This is a genomic window from Mesorhizobium kowhaii, assembly GCF_042431665.1.
In the GTDB taxonomy this organism is placed as follows: domain Bacteria; phylum Pseudomonadota; class Alphaproteobacteria; order Rhizobiales; family Rhizobiaceae; genus Mesorhizobium; species Mesorhizobium kowhaii.
In genome coordinates, this window is sequence record NZ_JBHLYT010000053.1 from 662,995 (window position 1) to 680,070 (window position 17,076).

14 protein-coding genes are annotated in these 17,076 nt (G+C 64.5%); 6 read left to right on the forward strand and 8 right to left on the reverse strand.

Annotation, left to right across the window (positions count from 1 at the left end; translation table 11 throughout):
- The first annotated feature begins 38 nt into the window (after positions 1–38).
- Genes ACFFNA_RS30475 through ACFFNA_RS30485 form a run of 3 tightly spaced genes read left to right on the forward strand, consistent with a single transcriptional unit; the run spans position 39 to position 4,036 of the window.
- Entirely contained in the window at positions 39–1,502 is a 1,464-nt protein-coding gene (locus ACFFNA_RS30475) for an aldehyde dehydrogenase family protein (RefSeq protein ID WP_378923539.1), read from the forward strand.
- Positions 1,503–1,518: 16 nt separating this feature from the next.
- Positions 1,519–2,562: a tartrate dehydrogenase gene (locus ACFFNA_RS30480; RefSeq protein ID WP_378923540.1), complete on the forward strand. Its 1,044-nt coding sequence runs from the start codon at positions 1,519–1,521 to the stop codon at positions 2,560–2,562.
- A gap of 16 nt (positions 2,563–2,578) precedes the next feature.
- A complete protein-coding gene (locus ACFFNA_RS30485) occupies positions 2,579–4,036 on the forward strand; it encodes an NAD-dependent succinate-semialdehyde dehydrogenase (RefSeq protein ID WP_378923541.1) in 1,458 nt (485 codons plus the stop codon).
- 18 nt (positions 4,037–4,054) lie between these two features.
- On the opposite strand, the gene ACFFNA_RS30490 is transcribed toward ACFFNA_RS30485, so the two are convergent.
- Together ACFFNA_RS30490 and ACFFNA_RS30495 are read right to left on the reverse strand one after the other, a co-directional pair.
- Positions 4,055–5,332 (reverse strand): NAD(P)/FAD-dependent oxidoreductase, encoded by a 1,278-nt coding sequence (locus tag ACFFNA_RS30490; protein ID WP_378923542.1) that lies wholly within the window; start codon positions 5,330–5,332, stop codon positions 4,055–4,057.
- Positions 5,333–5,345: 13 nt separating this feature from the next.
- On the reverse strand, positions 5,346–6,014 hold the full coding sequence (locus ACFFNA_RS30495) for a haloacid dehalogenase type II (protein WP_378923543.1): 669 nt from the start codon (positions 6,012–6,014) through the stop codon (positions 5,346–5,348).
- Between the two features lie 325 nt (positions 6,015–6,339).
- On the opposite strand from ACFFNA_RS30495, the gene ACFFNA_RS30500 reads away from it, so the two are divergent.
- Complete coding sequence (locus ACFFNA_RS30500) at positions 6,340–7,179, forward strand: GNAT family N-acetyltransferase (RefSeq protein ID WP_378923544.1); 840 nt, start codon at positions 6,340–6,342, stop codon at positions 7,177–7,179.
- A gap of 14 nt (positions 7,180–7,193) precedes the next feature.
- Positions 7,194–8,567, forward strand: a complete 1,374-nt coding sequence (locus ACFFNA_RS30505) for an aspartate aminotransferase family protein (protein WP_378923545.1) — start codon at positions 7,194–7,196, stop codon at positions 8,565–8,567.
- A 17-nt stretch (positions 8,568–8,584) separates the two neighbouring features.
- Here ACFFNA_RS30505 and ACFFNA_RS30510 read toward each other — a convergent pair whose 3' ends face one another.
- Positions 8,585–9,061: an Lrp/AsnC family transcriptional regulator gene (locus tag ACFFNA_RS30510; RefSeq protein ID WP_111548027.1), complete on the reverse strand. Its 477-nt coding sequence runs from the start codon at positions 9,059–9,061 to the stop codon at positions 8,585–8,587.
- A 336-nt stretch (positions 9,062–9,397) separates the two neighbouring features.
- Between ACFFNA_RS30510 and ACFFNA_RS30515 the strand changes: the two genes are divergently transcribed.
- Positions 9,398–10,723, forward strand: a complete 1,326-nt coding sequence (locus ACFFNA_RS30515) for an NAD(P)/FAD-dependent oxidoreductase (protein ID WP_111548026.1) — start codon at positions 9,398–9,400, stop codon at positions 10,721–10,723.
- A gap of 15 nt (positions 10,724–10,738) precedes the next feature.
- Here ACFFNA_RS30515 and ACFFNA_RS30520 read toward each other — a convergent pair whose 3' ends face one another.
- From ACFFNA_RS30520 to ACFFNA_RS30540, 5 genes are all read right to left on the reverse strand, one after another.
- A complete protein-coding gene (locus ACFFNA_RS30520; RefSeq protein ID WP_378923546.1) occupies positions 10,739–12,565 on the reverse strand; it encodes an ABC transporter ATP-binding protein in 1,827 nt (608 codons plus the stop codon).
- Positions 12,562–13,386, reverse strand: a complete 825-nt coding sequence (locus ACFFNA_RS30525; RefSeq protein WP_111548072.1) for an ABC transporter permease — start codon at positions 13,384–13,386, stop codon at positions 12,562–12,564. Before ACFFNA_RS30525 ends, ACFFNA_RS30520 begins: the two co-directional genes overlap by 4 nt.
- Before the next feature lie 38 nt (positions 13,387–13,424).
- On the reverse strand, positions 13,425–14,372 hold the full coding sequence (locus ACFFNA_RS30530) for an ABC transporter permease (RefSeq protein WP_378923547.1): 948 nt from the start codon (positions 14,370–14,372) through the stop codon (positions 13,425–13,427).
- A 67-nt stretch (positions 14,373–14,439) separates the two neighbouring features.
- Positions 14,440–16,053, reverse strand: coding sequence for an ABC transporter substrate-binding protein (locus ACFFNA_RS30535; protein ID WP_111548070.1), 1,614 nt, complete (start codon positions 16,051–16,053; stop codon positions 14,440–14,442).
- A 210-nt stretch (positions 16,054–16,263) separates the two neighbouring features.
- Complete coding sequence (locus tag ACFFNA_RS30540; protein ID WP_378923548.1) at positions 16,264–16,986, reverse strand: HAD-IA family hydrolase; 723 nt, start codon at positions 16,984–16,986, stop codon at positions 16,264–16,266.
- Positions 16,987–17,076: the final 90 nt, after the last annotated feature.

Sequence of the window (17,076 nt, forward strand, 5' to 3'; positions counted from 1 at the left end):
GGCTAGAGTTGCGCCTGTCCTCACGACAAGGCGCCACCATGTCCCTCAGCTTCGATCCCGACGCGCTTGCGCTCCCGCAGGGCCACTTCATCGGCGGACGGTTCATCCCCGCCGCCGGCGTGCTGCCGATGCACCGCCCGTCAGACGGCGCGGCCTATGCGGACTGTCCGGTGGCCGATGCCGATGTGGTCGACCAGGCCGTCAGCGCAGCCAAGCACGCGCTCAAGGACAGCGGCTGGGCAGGCCTGCGCCCGCGCGAACGCACCCGCGCCCTGCATCGCTGGGCCGACCTGATCGAGGCCGAGGCCGAGACGCTGGCCCGGCTGGAGGCCGTCGCCTCCACCCGGCCCGTCGGCCAGCTGATCGACGGCGATATCGCGATCACGGCCGAGCAGATCCGCTTTTTCGCCGAGTTCGCCGACAAGGAAGGCGGCGACCTGGTGCCGACCGCCGACGCCAGCCTGGGAATGATCCTCACCGAGCCCTATGGCGTCGTCGGCGCGATCACGCCGTGGAACTTCCCGTTTTCGATGGCCGGCTGGAAGCTCGGACCGGCACTGGCCGCCGGCAATGCCGTGGTGCTGAAGCCTTCGGAGATGACCCCCTTCTCGGCGCTCTACATGGCCGAACTCTCGGTTCGGGCTGGCCTGCCCGCCGGGCTCATTAACATCGTTCTGGGCGACGGCCCGACCACTGGCAACGCGATCACCGGCCACCCCGACATTGGCAAGATCAGCTTCACCGGATCGACGGCCGCCGGCGCCTCGATCATGCAGAACATCGCCCGCACAGGCGTCAAGCCGATGACCCTGGAATTGGGCGGCAAAAGCCCGCAGCTGGTCTTTGCCGATGCCGATCTTGATCTCGCGGCGGCGGCCATCGCGCAAGGCATTCTGTCGAATGCCGGCCAGGCCTGTGTCGCCGGCTCGCGGCTGATCGTGGCCGAAGCGATAGCAGAGCCGCTGGCAAAGGCCATCGCCGCGCACATGGCGGCAATCCATCCCGGCCCAACCTGGGACGAGGCAACGCGCTATTCGCCGATCATCTCGGAGCGCCAGCTCGGCCGGATCGACGCCATCGTCCAGGCCGCCGTCAGGGCCGGCGCCGAATGTTTCGTCGGCGGCAAGCGGCTCGACCGCGAGGGCTATTTCTACGCGCCAACGCTGATCAACGGTGTCAGCCAGTCCTCACCGGCGGTGATCGAAGAGATATTCGGGCCGGTGTTGACCCTGCAAACCTTCGTCGAGGAAGAGGAGGCGCTGGCGCTCGCCGACCACGAGACCTATGGGCTCGCAGCCGGTGTCTTCACCCGCGATCTATCCCGCGCCATCCGGGTGACGAAGCGTCTCCAGGCCGGCACGGTCTGGGTCAACCGCTACAACCGCTCCCGCGACCACATCCTGCCTACCGGCGGCTATAAGCGCTCCGGCATCGGCAAGGATCTTGGGCGCGAGGCCTATCTGGCGAACCGCAAAAGCAAAAGCGTGCTGATCGACCTTTGATACCGAGGGACCGGACATGAAGAGCTATTCGATTGCGTTGATACCCGGCGACGGTATCGGCGAGGGCGTCACCGAAGCGGCCTGGCAAGTGCTGCAAACCGTCGCCGAAGGCTCCGGCTTCGCGCTGCAGGGCCAGCGCTTCCCCTGGTCCTGCGCCTACTACAAGGAAACCGGCAGGATGATGCCCGAAGACGCGATCGAGACCTTGCGCGGCTTCGACGCGATCCTGCTCGGCGCGGTCGGCTGGCCCGCGGAAGTGCCGGACTCGGTGTCCCTGCACGGACTGCTTCTGCCGATCCGCAAGGCGTTCGTGCAATACGCCAACATCCGGCCGCACCGGTTGCTGCCCGGGGTCGAGGGGCCGCTGAAGGCCGCCGGCTTCGACATACTCTGCATCCGCGAGAACACCGAGGGCGAATATTCCGGCGCCGGCGGCCGCGTGCACCAAGGCACCAGCGACGAGGTCGCGGTCGAGACCTCGATCTTCACACGCAAGGGCGTCGAGCGGATCCTGCGCTTCGGCTTCGAGCAGGCGCGGTTGAGGAAACGAAAACTCGCTTCGGTCACCAAGTCGAACGCACAGAAATACTCGATGGTGTTCTGGGACGAGGTGACGGCGCGCCTTGCCCCTGAATATCCGGATGTCCAGGTCACCAGCTACCATATCGATGCCATGGCCGCGCGGATGGTGATGGCGCCCGACAGCCTCGATGTGGTTGTCGCTTCCAACCTGTTCGGCGACATCCTCACCGATCTGGGTGCGGCGATCCAGGGTGGCCTCGGCTTCGCCGCCTCCGCCAACATCAACCCGGATCGCAGCGCGCCTTCGATGTTCGAACCGGTTCACGGCTCGGCCCCCGACATCGCCCATCTCGGCATCGCCAACCCGATCGCCGCGATCTGGTCCGGGGCGATGATGCTCGGCCATCTGGGTGAGCATGGCGCGGCGGCAAAGGTCATGGCGGCGATCGAGGCCGCGACCGCGCGCGGCATCGGCACGCGGCCGGGCCAGGACCGGACGGAGACGATCACCACAGCCGTGCTGGCCGCGCTTGCCTGAGCCGGGAGGGAACGACATGAAGGAATTGAAGGACAAGGGCCTGTTCCGGCAGCAATGCTTGATCGCCGGTGTGTGGCAGGACGCGGCCTCGGGCGCCAGCGTCGACGTGATGGATCCCGCCACCCAGGCAGTGATCGGCTCGGTCCCCGATGTCAGTGGGGCTGAAACCCGTTCGGCGATCGAAGCCGCGCAAGCGGCCTTCGGTCCGTGGCGTGCGAAGACCCATGCCGAACGCGCCGCGCTGTTGGAAGTATGGCACGGTCTTATGATCGAGCATGTGCAGGATCTCGCCCGCATCCTGACGCTGGAGCAAGGCAAGCCGCTGGCCGAGGCAACAGGCGAAATCCGTTATGGCGCCTCCTTCGTCAAATGGTTCGCGGAGGAAGCTCGACGGATCGGCGGCACTACCATTCCCTCGCCGACGCCGGATCGGCGGATCGTGGTGCTGAAGGAGCCTGTCGGCGTCTGCGCCATCATCACGCCATGGAACTTCCCCAACGCCATGATCACCCGCAAGGTTGCCCCTGCACTGGCCGCAGGCTGCACCGTGGTGGTCAAGCCTTCGGAGTTCACCCCATTCTCGGCGCTGGCGCTGGGCGTGCTGGCGGAGCGCGCCGGCATTCCCGCCGGCGTCATCAACATCGTCACCGGCATGCCGGCGGACATCGGCACCGAACTGACGTCCAACGAGACGGTGCGCAAGATTTCCTTCACCGGATCGACCCGCGTCGGATCGTTGCTGATGCGCGGCGCAGCCGACAGCATCAAGCGCCTCAGCCTCGAACTGGGCGGCAACGCGCCGTTCATCGTCTTCGACGACGCCGATCTCGACCTCGCCATCGAGGGCGCCATCGTGTCGAAGTTCCGCAATGGCGGGCAGACCTGCGTCTGCTCCAACCGCATCATCGTGCAGGCGGGAGTCTACGACGCCTTCGCAGACAAGCTCGCCGCGCGGGTCTCGGCGATGAAGGTGGGGCCAGGCACCGAGCCCGGCGTGGAGATCGGACCGATGATCAATGCCGCGGCAATCGACAAGATCGACCGGCATGTCAGCGACGCCCTGGCCAAAGGCGCCCGCTTGCTGTCGACGAGCCCCGCGATGCCTGGGGGTAAGCAATATGCGACGCCGATGGTGCTGGGCGATGCGACGCCGGACATGCTCCTGGCCGGCGAGGAAACCTTCGGTCCGGTCGCGCCGTTGTTCCGCTTCGAAACCGAGGCGGAGGCGATCACGCTTGCCAATGGCACACCTTACGGTCTCGCCGCCTATTTCTACACCGAGAGCCTGAAGCGGTCGTGGCGGGTGGCGGAAGCGCTGGAATTCGGAATGGTGGGACTGAACACCGGCGCGATTTCCACAGAGGTCGCACCCTTTGGTGGCGTCAAGCAGTCGGGCCTCGGGCGCGAGGGCGCGCAATGTGGCATCGAGGAATATCTGGAAATGAAGACCTTCCATATCGGCGGGCTGGCCTAGCCAGTCCGCCCTCGACCGCTACTGGAAACGGTCGAGCGTCTTGTAGTAGAGCCCGACGAGCGGCAGGAACCAGGGCTTGCCGAAGTGACCGGGGACCGCAGGCCAGGCAAGGCCTGCAACCGGGTTGCGGTCGGCCTTGCCCAGCATGGCGTCGGCCATGATCATCCCCATATGGGTGGACATCTGCGCGCCATGGCCGGAATAGCCCATGGCGAACCAGAGGCCGTCGGCGAAACCGGCGCGCGGGAACCGGTCCTTTGTGATGTCGACCAGCCCGCCCCAGCAATAGTCGATCTCGACCTTGGCCAGATGCGGGAAGATCTGCGCCAGGCTGGCGCGCAGGATCGCGCCGCTCTTTTCGTCCGACCGCTGGTCGGATGTGGCCGAAAATCGCGCCCGCCCGCCGAAGATCAGCCGGTTGTCCGGCGACAGGCGAAAGTAGTTGCCGACATTCATCGAGGTGACGCAGGTCCGGTTGCCCGGCATCGTTGCCGCGATCTCCGCCGGGGAAAGAGGCCTTGTGGCGACGATGAAACTGCCGACCGGCACGATGCGACGGCGGAAATAACCAAAGGCGCCGGTGGTATAGGCGCCCGTCGCCAACAGCACATTGTCTGCGCTGATGATGCCGGCCGGCGTCGTCAGTTCATGCCGGCCCGCCGCCGATCGGTGCCCGGTGACCAGCGTGTTCTCGAAGATCGTTGCACCCTGCCGCACCGCGGCTCCAGCGATACCCGAGACGAACCGCCCCATATGCATCATCGCACTCTTCTTCGACAACATCGCGCCATGGAAGGCCGTGGAGCCGATCTCGCTCTTGAGGTCGACCGCCGTCAGCAGTTCGGTGTCGGGATCGACCTCGCGGTTGACGGCTGCGAAATTGCGGGCGATCGCCTCGAAATGCGCCGGCTTGGAAGCAAGCTTCAGCTTGCCCGCGCGGCGGAAGTCGCAATCGATCCCCTCCTCCGCGACGATGCGCTCGATCGTATCGACGGAATCGTCGAAGGCGCGATAGAGCGCCACGGCGCGCTCGGTTCCCAGTTCGGACTTGGCGGCGAGAAAACTATGGGCGAGGCCGTTGTTGAGATGGCCGCCATTGCGGCCCGAGGCGCCGCAGCCGACGCGGCCCGCCTCCAGCACCACCACCTTGGCGCCTGACCTGGCCAGATGCCGCGCCGCTGCCAGCCCGGTAAAGCCGCCGCCGATGACGGCCACGTCATAGCGACCTTCAGCCGGCCCTTCGGCCGCTCCGCCGAAGACCGGAGCAGTGTCGTGCCAGTAGGATTCGAACTTCATCGCCAGGACCCCGTCAGAGCCCGACAACACCGGGCAGACCCGAGATATCCTTGATCTCCGTGTACTCATAGTAAGGGTTGGCGGGCTCATGGCCGCGATTGACCCAGACCTTGTGCTTGATACCCAGATCATAGGCCGACATCAGGTCGTAGCGGAACGACGAGGAGCAGTGCAGCACGTCCTGCGGACCGCATCCCAGCATGTCGAACATGTATTCGAAGGCCTGGAAGCGTGGCTTGTAGGCGTTGGCCTGCTGGGCGGTGTAGACGGCGTGGAAGGGAGCACCGAGCTTTTCCACATTCGACATGATCTGCTCGTTCATCGCGTTGGACAGGATGACCAGCGGGATTTCCTTGGCGACCTTTGCCAGACCGTCCGGCACGTCCGGATGCGGGCCCCAACTTGGCACCGTGTCGTAGATCGCACGCGCGTCCTCGGCGCGGAAGGTGACGCCATTCCTGCGGCAGGTGCGTTCGACGGCGTTGTGAAGGACTTCGTTATAGGGCTTCCAGTCGCCGAGGATTTCGTCCAGCCGGAAGGCGGCGAAATTCTTGATGAACCGCGCCATCCCCGGCGCGTCGAGCTGAGCCCCATAGATCTTCTGCGCGGCCTCGGCCATCTGGAAATTGGTCAGCGTGCCGTAGCAGTCGAAGGTGATGTATTTGGGCCGGAACTGTGACATGTCGCGAAAGTCCTTCCGAATTGCCGTGCGGGCCAAAATTGCGTGCGGGTCCGTGCGCCATCATAGGCAGAGACATCCCCGTTCGATCACCGCAATTGCAGCCATTGAAAGCAGAATGTTCCGTATCGTTGCTGCCATGGCGGAAAGTTGTGCCGTCTTCACCGCCCCCAGGGATCGGACGTGCGTTGCGGCCGTCGACCTGCGGCAGAAGATGCGGCGAACACCGTAACGGACGGCGGAAGATACCGCGCCCTGCACGTCGTCGGGACGATCTTCTTTGCCGCCGGGTCTATCACAGGGGCAGCGAACCGTCGGGAATGAGGCCATGCAGACAGACGAAATCACACTGGTGGGTTTTGCCCCGGAGCATCTCGACAGCGCGGTGGCCTTGTCATCCCAGGCGGGCTGGCCGCACAGGCGGGAGGATTGGGCGATGATGCTGGCGCTCAGCACCGGCATCGTCGCGCTGGAAGGTGAGCGGGTCGTGGGAACCACGCTGGTCACGCGCTATGGCGATGCGGCAGCCACCATCAACATGGTGATTGTCGACGCGGCGATGCGCGGCCGGGGCATCGGCCGCAAACTGATGGATTTCGCCCTGCAGCAGAGTGAAGGCCGCGAATGCCGGCTGATGGCGACACGGGAAGGCCTGCCGCTTTACGAAAAGCTCGGCTTCCGGGCGACGGGCCAGATCGTGCAGCATCAGGGCATGCCCGGCGAAGCCCTTGCCGGCAAAGATGTCGAGTGGGCGACGGCGGACGATGTCGCCGCGCTCGTGGAGCTGGACCACTCTGCCTGCGGTATGGATCGCAGCGGTCTGATCAGGTTGCTGTTCGAACAGGCGCGGCTCGCCGTTCTGCGCCAGGGTGGAAAGCCAGTCGGGTTTGCGGCGCTGCGCACCTTCGGCCGCGGCAAGGTCGCGGGGCCGGTGGTAGCCGAGACGACCGACGACGCTCGAAGCCTGCTCTCGTTCCTGTTTGAGGCCAGCCCCGGCGCCTTTCTGCGCGTCGATACATCAGAGAGTTCGGGCCTGTCGCCGTGGCTCGCCGCCCAGGGCCTGGCCAGCGTTGGCGGCGGCGTCGCCATGCGCAGGGGCGGCAGCACGGCCGCCCGCCCGGCGCCGCGCGTCCAGACCTTTGCCCTGGCCAGTCAGGCCCTTGGCTGAACCCGGAGGAAGACATGCTCAGCAATTCCCTGATCGAACTCGACCGCGCCCATCTGGTGCATCCGGTCGCCTCCTATCGCGGCCATGAAAGGGCCGGGGTGCGTGTCCTGAAATCCGCCACCGGCGCCACCGTCACCGATGCGACCGGCCATCAGATGATCGACGGTTTTGCCGGACTGTGGTGCGTGAACGCCGGCTATGGTCAGGAAAGCATCGTCGAAGCCGCGACCCGGCAGCTGCGCGAACTGCCATATGCCACCGGCTATTTCGGCCTCGGTTCCGAGCCCGCCATCCGGCTGGCCGCGGAACTTGCCGAGCGGGCGCCGGGCGACCTCAATCATGTCTACTTCACGCTTGGCGGCTCCGATGCCGTCGATAGCACGATCCGTTTCATCCACTATTACCAGAATGCCAGGGGCAGGCCGCAGAAGAACCAGTTCATATCGATCGAACAGGGCTACCATGGCTCGTCGACGGTGGGTGCCGGTCTCACCGCCTTGCCGGCCTTCCACGCCGGCTTCGGCGTGCCGCTGGACTGGCAGCACAAGATTCCGTCGCACTACGCCTACCGCAATCCGGTGGGAAACGATCCACAGGCGATCATCGCCGCCTCGGTCGCAGCACTCCGCAACAAGGTGGAAGAGCTCGGCAGGGATCGGGTGGCGGCCTTCTATGCCGAGCCGATCCAGGGATCGGGCGGCGTGCTGGTGCCGCCGCCGGGCTGGATGAAGGCGATGCGCGACCTGTGCAGCGAACTGGACATCCTGTTCGTCGCCGACGAGGTCATCACCGGCTTCGGCCGCACCGGGCCGCTGTTTGCCTGTTCCGAGGACGACATCGTCCCGGACCTGATGACCACCGCCAAAGGCCTGACCTCAGGCTATGCTCCGATGGGCGCGGTTTTCATTTCCGACCATGTCTATGACACGATCGCGGACGGCGCGGGCGAATCCGCCGTCGGCCATGGCTATACCTATTCCGCACATCCCGTCAGTGCAGCTGTCGGCCTCGAGGTTCTGAGGCTCTACGAAGGCGGCCTGCTGGACAATGGCCGCAAGGCGGGAGCCCGACTGATGTCTGGCCTCGAAAGCCTCGCCGACCATCCGCTGGTCGGCGACGTACGCGGCCGTGGCATGCTGGCGGCGATCGAGCTGGTCATAGACAAACAACGCAAGACCCCGCTGCCGCCGGCGGCCAATCCATCGCCGCGGATATTCGACCGTGCCTGGGACAATGGCCTCATCATCCGGGCCTTCGGCAATGGCGTGCTGGGTTATGCTCCCCCGCTCTGCTGCACGGAGGCCGAGATCGACGCCATCGTCGAGCGCACGCGGATGACCCTCGACCAGACGTTGGAAGACCCGGACGTCCGCGCCGCCATGACGTAAACCCGAGAGGCAAGCAGCTACAGCGGGAACAGGCTCTTGAGCGGCATGTAATTCTTGACGATCGGCGACTTCAGCACGACGAAGCTGAAATACTTGTCGATGCCGATGTCCATGTCGGTAAGCCGCTCCATGATCGCCTGATATTCGGCGATGCCGGCCGTGACGAATTTCAAGAGATAGTCGTAACCGCCGGAAACGAGGTGGCATTCGACGACCGAATCCACCTTTTCAACAGCGGCGAGGAACCGCGCGAAGTCGATCTGGCGGTGGTTCCGCAACGTGACCTCGGTGAAGACGGTGAGCGTCTGCCCCAGTTTCGCGATGTCTATCTGGGCGGAATAGCGGACGATATAGCCTTCGGCCTGCAGCTTCTTCACTCGCATCAGACAGGGGCTGGGCGAGAGATTGACCAGCTCCGCCAATTCCACATTGGTGATGCGGCCGTTCTTCTGCAGTTCGTAGAGGATCTTGATGTCGATCCGGTCGAGTTTCATGCACGGTCCAAGGCAAAGGCTCGGCACAGCGCCGGCGGATCTGATCGAAGCATATTATGCCGAAGCCAAGCGGGAGCAAGGACAAACACCCGCCGCCGCTTTCGGCAATTCCAGGAAAGCTGCATCCAAGCACGCGTTTGAACGGGTTTGTATGGCGTCCTGAGGCCTTTGTTCTACGCATTTCGTCGGCCTGCCGCGTGCTTTTGCTCGATATGCGCTAGCAGAATCCCCCGTCGGCAGAGCCCTTGGCCAAAGGAAATGCCGCGGCCTGCCGATCTGTGGCAATCGCCGCCTCGCCGGGAGCGGTAGAGTGGTCGCCGCTGCCGGAGATTTCGCATGCCCGCCCCGCTTCTCCATATCGAAACCACGCCCACCTTGCCGGCGACGGCCGACGTCGTCGTGATCGGCGGCGGCATCGTCGGCGCCTTCGCGGCATATTATCTCGCCAGGCGCGGTATTCGGGTGGCCTTGCTGGAAAAGGGCCGGATCGGCGCTGAACAGTCCAGCCGCAACTGGGGCTGGTGCCGGCAACAAAACCGCGACGCCCGGGAACTGCCTATGGCCACGGCAAGCCTCGCGCTCTGGGAGCGGCTCGCCGCCGAGATCGGCGAGGATGCGGGCTTTCGCCGTTGCGGGCTCCTCTACCTCAGCAACAACGAGGTCGAGATTGCCGGCTGGGCCCGCTGGCGCGACTTCGCACGTGGCGCCGGCGTGACCACTTATATGCTCAGCGCCGACGAGGCGAACGAGCACGGAAAAGCCACCGGCCAACGCTGGAAGGGCGGTGTCTTTTCGCCTTCCGACGGAACGGCCGATCCGTCCCGCGCAGCACCCGTGGTGGCGCTTGGCATCCTGAAGGCCGGCGGCAGCGTGCATCAGATGTGCGCCGCGCGCGGCATCGAGACCGAGGCGGGCCGCGTCAGCGCGGTGGTCACCGAAGCGGGCACGATCCGCACCGGGACCGTGGTGCTGTCGGCGGGCGCGTGGGCTTCTTCATTCTGCCGCCAGCTCGGCATACGCTTTCCGCAGGCGTCCGTCCGCTCTTCGATCCTTTCGCTCGCACCCGGACCTTCAGGGCTGCCGGATGCGCTGCACACTGCCGAGGTCTCGGTCACCCGCCGGGGCGACGGGGGCCATACGCTGGCTATCAGCGGCCGCGGCAGCCTCGATCCGACGCCGCAGCAGCTGCGTTTCGCTCGTGAATTCGTGCCGATGTTCGCCCGCCGCTGGCGCAGCCTTGCACCCGGCACCTTGCAGGCATGGCGGGCCGGGCACGAGACGCTGGCGCGCTGGCGGCTCGACGCGCCGACGCCGATGGAGCGCAACCGGATTCTCGACCCGAGCCCGAACCAGCGGCTGATCCAGGAGACTTACCGGCGCGCCTGCCAGTTGCTGCCGGCACTGCAAAATGTGCCGGTCGCGGCCAGTTGGGCCGGCTATATCGACAGCACGCCGGACGGCGTTCCCGCCATCGGCGAGGTCGAGGGACTGCCTGGCTTCATCCTGGCGGCAGGCTTCAGCGGCCACGGCTTCGGCATAGGCCCAGGCGCGGGCCACCTGATCGCCGATCTCGTTACCGGCGCGCCCCCTCTGGTCGATCCCATACCCTATCGTCCGGAACGCTTCGAAGCATCCGCCTGGGGCAAGGTGGCGGAGTTCTAGGAGGCAGGCAGCAGGCTAGGCGCCGACGCCCATGGCGAGCAATTCCCGCTCCTCCAGATGGCAAAGGATATCGCTTCCCTTCGACAAGTGGCGGATGGGCGGCGCCAGCACGTCGCAAACACCAAGCTTCCTCACCGGGCAGCGCGCTACGAAGGGACAGCATTCGGATCGCGCCAACAAGGCTCCCACACCGGCATCCGCCTCGGCAGCCTTTTTGCCGAGCCCGTCCAGCCAGCCTGTCCGCAGTTCTGGGATCGAGGACACGAGCAGGTCCGAATAGGGATGAAGCGGCATCGCGCGCATTGCCGATCGGCTGCCGGATTCCACCTTGCGCCCGGCATAGAGCACCATCACATCGTCGCAGATCGCGCGCACCGTCGACAGGTCATGGCTGATGAACAGGTAGGACAGCTTCAATTCCTTGCGCAGTTCGGCCAGCAGATCGAGGATGGCGGCGGCCACGACCGTGTCGAGGGCCGATGTCACCTCGTCGCAAAGGATCAGCGCCGGCTCCGCCGCCAGGGCGCGGGCAAGGTTGACGCGCTGTTTCTGGCCGCCGGAAAGTTCGCCTGGATATCGGTCGGCGATATTGGCCGGCAGTTGCACCAGATCGAGCAGCCGGCGGACCCTGCGGGTCCGTTCCGCGCCTTTCACGTCATGATAGAAGGTCAGCGGCCGCCCCAGGATCTGTCCGACCGAGCGGGTCGGGTTGAGGGCCGTGTCGGCCATCTGGAAGACGATCTGGATGTTGCGCAATTGATCCTTGGAACGTTGCGCCACGGATCCGGCCAGGGTTTCGCCGCGGAACTTCACCGTTCCGCCGGCGGCGGGGAGCAGTCCGGCGATCACGCGAGCCAGCGTGCTCTTGCCGCAGCCGGACTCGCCGATGACACCGAGATTCGTGCCCGGCTGCAGGCTGAGGGCGACATCGTTGAGCACCGTCACATTGGGCAGACCGTTCGGACCGGACCTGCCATATCCCGCGACCAGCCCTTCGACCTCGAGCAAGGGCAGTTCCTGTTGCTTCTCGGCGGGCGGAGCGGCCTGGGCATGCACGGCGGGATTGGCCGCGGCAAGCAGGCTGCGGGTGTAGGGACTTTGGGCGTCCGTCAGAATCTGCCCGGTCGGAGCGCTTTCCTGAATGGAGCCTTCGCGCAGCACGATGATGTGGTCGGCGATCTGCGCCACCACCGCCAGGTCGTGGGAGACATAGACGCCGGTGGTGTTGCGCTCGCGGATCACCGACTTGAACGAGCGCAAAACCTCGATCTGGGTGGTGACGTCGAGTGCCGTCGTCGGTTCGTCGAAGATCACCAGCTCCGGTTCTGAGATCAGCGCCATCGCCGCCGCCAGGCGCTGAAGCTGGCCGCCGGAGACTTGATGCGGATAACGCGATCCGACGCCTTCGGGATCCGGCAGCGCCAGTGCGCGGAACAGCTCCACTGCCTTCGCTTCCGCTTCGGCCCGCGGTGCCAGCTTGTGGATCATCGCGCTTTCCACGACCTGCGACATGATCGTCCTGGCCGGGTTGAAGGCGGCAGCCGCACTTTGCGCAATGTAGCTGACATTGCGGCCGCGGATCTTGGCTTTTTCCGCTTCCGACAGGGACAGGATCTCACGGTCACCGATCCGGATCGAGCCGCCGGTGATGCGGCAGCCGCTGCGGGCATAGCCCATCAGGGAAAGCGCAATCGTCGTTTTGCCGGAACCGGACTCACCGATCAGCGCGACGACCGTTCCGCGCGGGACCGTGAAGCTGATATCGTGGACGATCGACGTCTCGCGGCCGCTGTCGCTACGGGCGATGACGCGCAGGTTCTTGACTTCGACGAGCTCGCTCATGGCAGGCGATCCCGCAGCCGGCGCGGAAGATTGTCGATCGCCAGATTGACGCTGATCGTCAGCGAGGCAATGGCGAGCGACGGCATGATGACGGCAGGCGCGCCATAGGCCAGCCCGGAGACATTCTCGCGCACCAGCGCGCCCCAGTCGGCGTTGGGCGGCTGCACGCCCAGACCGAGGAAGCTGAGGCCGCTGAGCAACAGCACGATGAAGACGAAGCGCAGGCCGAAATCGGCCAGAACCGGCCCGATCATGTTGGGCAGGATCTCTTCGCGAACCGTGTAGAAGAAGCCCTCGCCACGCGCCTTGGCGACCTGCACGAAGTCGAGCTCGTTGATGTTGACGGCGAGCGCACGCGCTATGCGGAAAGAACCTGGAAAATAGAGAAAGGCGAGCGTTCCCACCAGTACCGGAAGCGAACTGCCGATCGCCGCGATGATGACGAGACCGAACATCAGATGCGGGATTGCAATCAGCGCATCGATGCCGCGGCTGACGATGGTGTCGAACCAGCCGCCTAGCACCGCGCTGATCATGCCGAGCGCGACGCCGATGGTGCAGGCGATGAAGGCGGCCGCGATGGAGACCCCGACCGTATATCGCGCGCCGAGAATGATGCGGCTCATCATATCGCGGCCGAGATAGTCGGTGCCAAGCAGATAGTCGCGGCTTGGTGAGGTGAACACGTCCATGCTGACGATCTTGCCGATCGGGTACGGCGCAAGCCAGGGACCGATGAGTGCAATCACGACCCAGAATAGTATGATGCAGAAGCACATCGCGCCGACGACGGAGATGGTCAGGCTGCCTGCGCCAAGCATCCTTCGCCGGGTCTCGGGAATGGTATCGGTGTGCTTGGTCATTTGTATCGCAGACGCGGGTTGGCGAGGATCGCGCATATGTCGGCCACGGTGACAAGGGCGAGATAGCCGAGGCAGAAGATCATCGCGCAGGTTTGAATAAGAGGCATGTCGCGGGTGGCCACCCCGTCCACCATCAGCTTGGCGATGCCCGGGTAGTTGAAGATGGTTTCGACGATGATAACGCCGCCAAGCAGATAGGACAGGCTGAGCGCGACGGCATTGACGATCGGGCCGATCGCATTGGGCAGAGCGTGTGTCAGCACCGCACGAACCCGGCCGGCGCCCTTGAGCGTCGCCATCTCGACGAATGGCTGGCCGAGCGTGTCGATCAAGGCGGCGCGGGTCATGCGGATCATCTGCGCCGAGACAACGAAGCTCAGGCTGATGACCGGCATGGCGAAGACACGCAGCAATTCGCCCAGTGAGTGAACGTCGTTGGCGAAGGAAAGTGCTGGAAACCAGTGCAGGCGCACGGCAAAGATCAGCACGGCAATGGTTGCGACCATGAATTCCGGCACCGAGACGACCGCGATGGTGGCAAAACTGACGAGCCGATCGTAGAGCGTGTTTCGCCACATCGCCGCGGTGATCCCCAAGGTAAGGGCGATCGGAACGGAGAAGGCCGCGGTGACGCCGGCAAGCAGTAGGGTATTGTGAAGGCGGCCGCCGATCAGCGTGACGATCGGAATGTCGTTGACCAGCGACGTGCCGGGGTTCCCCGTCATCATCCCGCCCAGCCAAATAATGTAGCGAAACACGGCAGGCTGGTCGAGATGCATGGCTTTGCGCAGGCCGGCGACCGCTTCAGGCGTAGCGGCCTGACCCAGGACGATCTGCGCCACGTCGCCCGGCAGCATGTTGGTCGCCACGAAGACGACCACCGAAACGATCAGCAGCGTCAGGACGGCCACGCCGAGGCGGGTCAGGATCATGCGCGTTATCATGCCGTGCAACTCCAGCGGAATGCGGGCGAAGCGCGGGTGGCGAGCCACCCGCGCCAAATCGGCGGCGTCAGCCTTCGAGCCAGACGTTTTCCGAAAACGCAAAGCCCATCATACCACCGGTGGCCATCGGCTTCAGCCCCTTGAGCTTGGAGCTGTGAGCGTCGATGTTGCTGATGAAGACCGGGATCGCGACGCCGCTCTCCTCGTGCGCCATCTTCTGCAGTTCGCCGTACATCTCCTTGCGCTTGGCGTCGTCGCGTTCCTTGCGGGCCTCGACGAGGATCTTGTCGAAACGCTCGCTCTTCCAATGCGATTCGTTCCACGGCGCGTTCGATGTGTAGAGCAGCGAGAACAGGATATCGGCGGTCGGACGGGGATTGATGTTGCCGAAACAGATGGGCGCCTTCAGCCAGTAATTCGACCAGTAGCCGTCCGCAGGGACCTTCTGGATATCAAGATCGAGGCCGATCTGGGCCGCTGACTGCTGCAGCAGCACCGCCATGTCGATGGACTGGTCGGCGGCCGTCGAAGCAACGACCGGGATCCTGGTGCCTGCCAGAGACGACTTGGCAAGCAGCGACTTGGCTTTGTCCGGATCATAGGGGCGCTGCGGCAGATCGGCATTGTAGAAGCGGTTCGTCGGCGGCACCGGCTGGTCGTTGGCGACCTCGGCGTAGCCGCGGTAGATCGCCGTCTTGATCTGCTCACGGTCGAGCAGCAGCTTGATCGCCTCGACGAAATTCGGATCGCTGCCCGGCGCGGTGTCGAGCCGCATGTTCAGGTCGGTATAGTTGCCCGCGGTCGTCGTCAGAAGGTCGAAACTGCCGGCCTGCTTGATCAGCTGCGTCGACCGCGGATTGACCGAGCCGATCAGCGCGACGTCGCCGGAGAGCAAGGCGTTGACGCGGGCGTTCTCGTCGGCAATGGCGAAGAACTCGACCTGGTCGAGATAGGGTCCGGTGCCTTTCCAGTAATTCTCGTTGCGCACGGCGACGGAATGCACGCCGGGCTGGAATTCCTTGCACTTGAAGGCGCCGGTGCCGTTGGCGGTGGTGAAGTCGGTTGTGCCCGCCTTGACGATCAGGAAATGGAACGTGCCCAGGATGACGGGAAGATCGGCGTTCGGCCCCGTCAGGACGATGGTGACCTCGTTGTCTCCGCTCTTCTTGACCTCGCCGATCTGGTCGGCGAGCGACTTGGCCTTCGACCCTACGGCCGGGTCCTTATGCCGGTTGAGCGAATAGACGACGTCGTCCGGACCGAAGGTCGAACCATCGTGGAACGTCACGCCTTTGCGCAGCTTTACGGTCCAGGTGACGGAATCCTTGGTATCGAAGCTCTCCGCCAGGTCCATTTGCGGCGACAGCTTGTCATCAAGGCTGGTAAGCCCATTGTAGAAGCTGGTGCAGCGCACATAGTCGGTGGACAGTGACTGTTTGGCCGGATCGAGCGTGTCGGTCGTGCCGCTCGAATATCCGGCGGCGCGGATGCTGCCGCCCTTCTTCGGCGTGTCGGCATAGGCCTTGGTGGCAGAGCCCAGCACCGTGCCGGCCATCGCGGCGCCCATGCCGCCAGCCAGAAGCATGCCGAGAAGCTCGCGCCGCGTGGCACCGTGGCGGATGGCGCTTTCGATCCGGGCGGTGTCGGCCGGGCGCAAAATCTTGTCAAAATCGGGTTTCATCGTGTCAGCCTTTCGTTGAGCCGGTCGGCCAGGCTTGGCGCGCACCGGAGACCATTCTGGTTCATTTCAAGCGCCCGAAGGCACCTCAGGCGATGACATTCAGTGTGGCTGTCTTCCCATCATTCCCATTCCTTTTCCCCTGTTGGTTCCTTTGGTCTTGTTATGATCTTGGCGCCGCCGTTTGAGCGGACGCGGGTATCGCAGGCGTATTCAGGCGACGCGATCCAGGCGGTCCTCGTCGACCGCGTCGGCCAGTTCGGCAAGTGTCGAGAAATGGTGGTCGGGCACCGTCAGCCTGACGGGTTCGAGCGTGCCGCCAAACCCCTTCATGCCCTTGCGGCGCTCGATCCAGCAGACGGTGTAGCCAAGCGCGCGGGCCACGCCGATATCGTGATACTGGCTCTGCGCAACATGCAGGATGTCCTTCAGGCCGAAGCCCCAGGCGCTGATGCGGCCGCGGGCGAAGGCGAAGAATTGCGGATTCGGCTTTTCCAGGCCGACATCGTCTACCGTGACGGTGAGATCGAACGGATTGCCAAGTGTTTGCGAAAAATGCGCCAACGCCCAGTTCTGAGCGTTGGTCATGGCGACCAGCTTGAACCGCTTGTGCAAGCGGGCAAGCGCCTCGACCGAATCTGCGAAGGCCGGCCAGTCCTTCACGGATTGGCGCAGGCCTTGCGCCGCCTCATCCGTAGCCGGCAGGCTGAGCGCCCGAGCGATTTCGAGGTAGCAGCGGACGAGATCGTCCGGAAACAGGCCGGCTTCCGGCTTGGCGCGCGCCTTGCGGTAAGCGGTCAGAACCGTTTCGCCATCGACGGATAGTCCTGCCTTTTCGGCGACATCCCGTACATAGCTGGCGATGCCCGTTTCGAAATCTATCAAGGTTCCGACGACATCGAAGGTCAGCACTCTGAAGTCTTTTTTCACGTGCATGCGCCTTTTTCCGAGGGGCTGCTATTTTTCCGAGCTTATGGCATCCGGACGGTTTGAATGGCTGAACAGACGGGCTTTCACGGCAGAGAA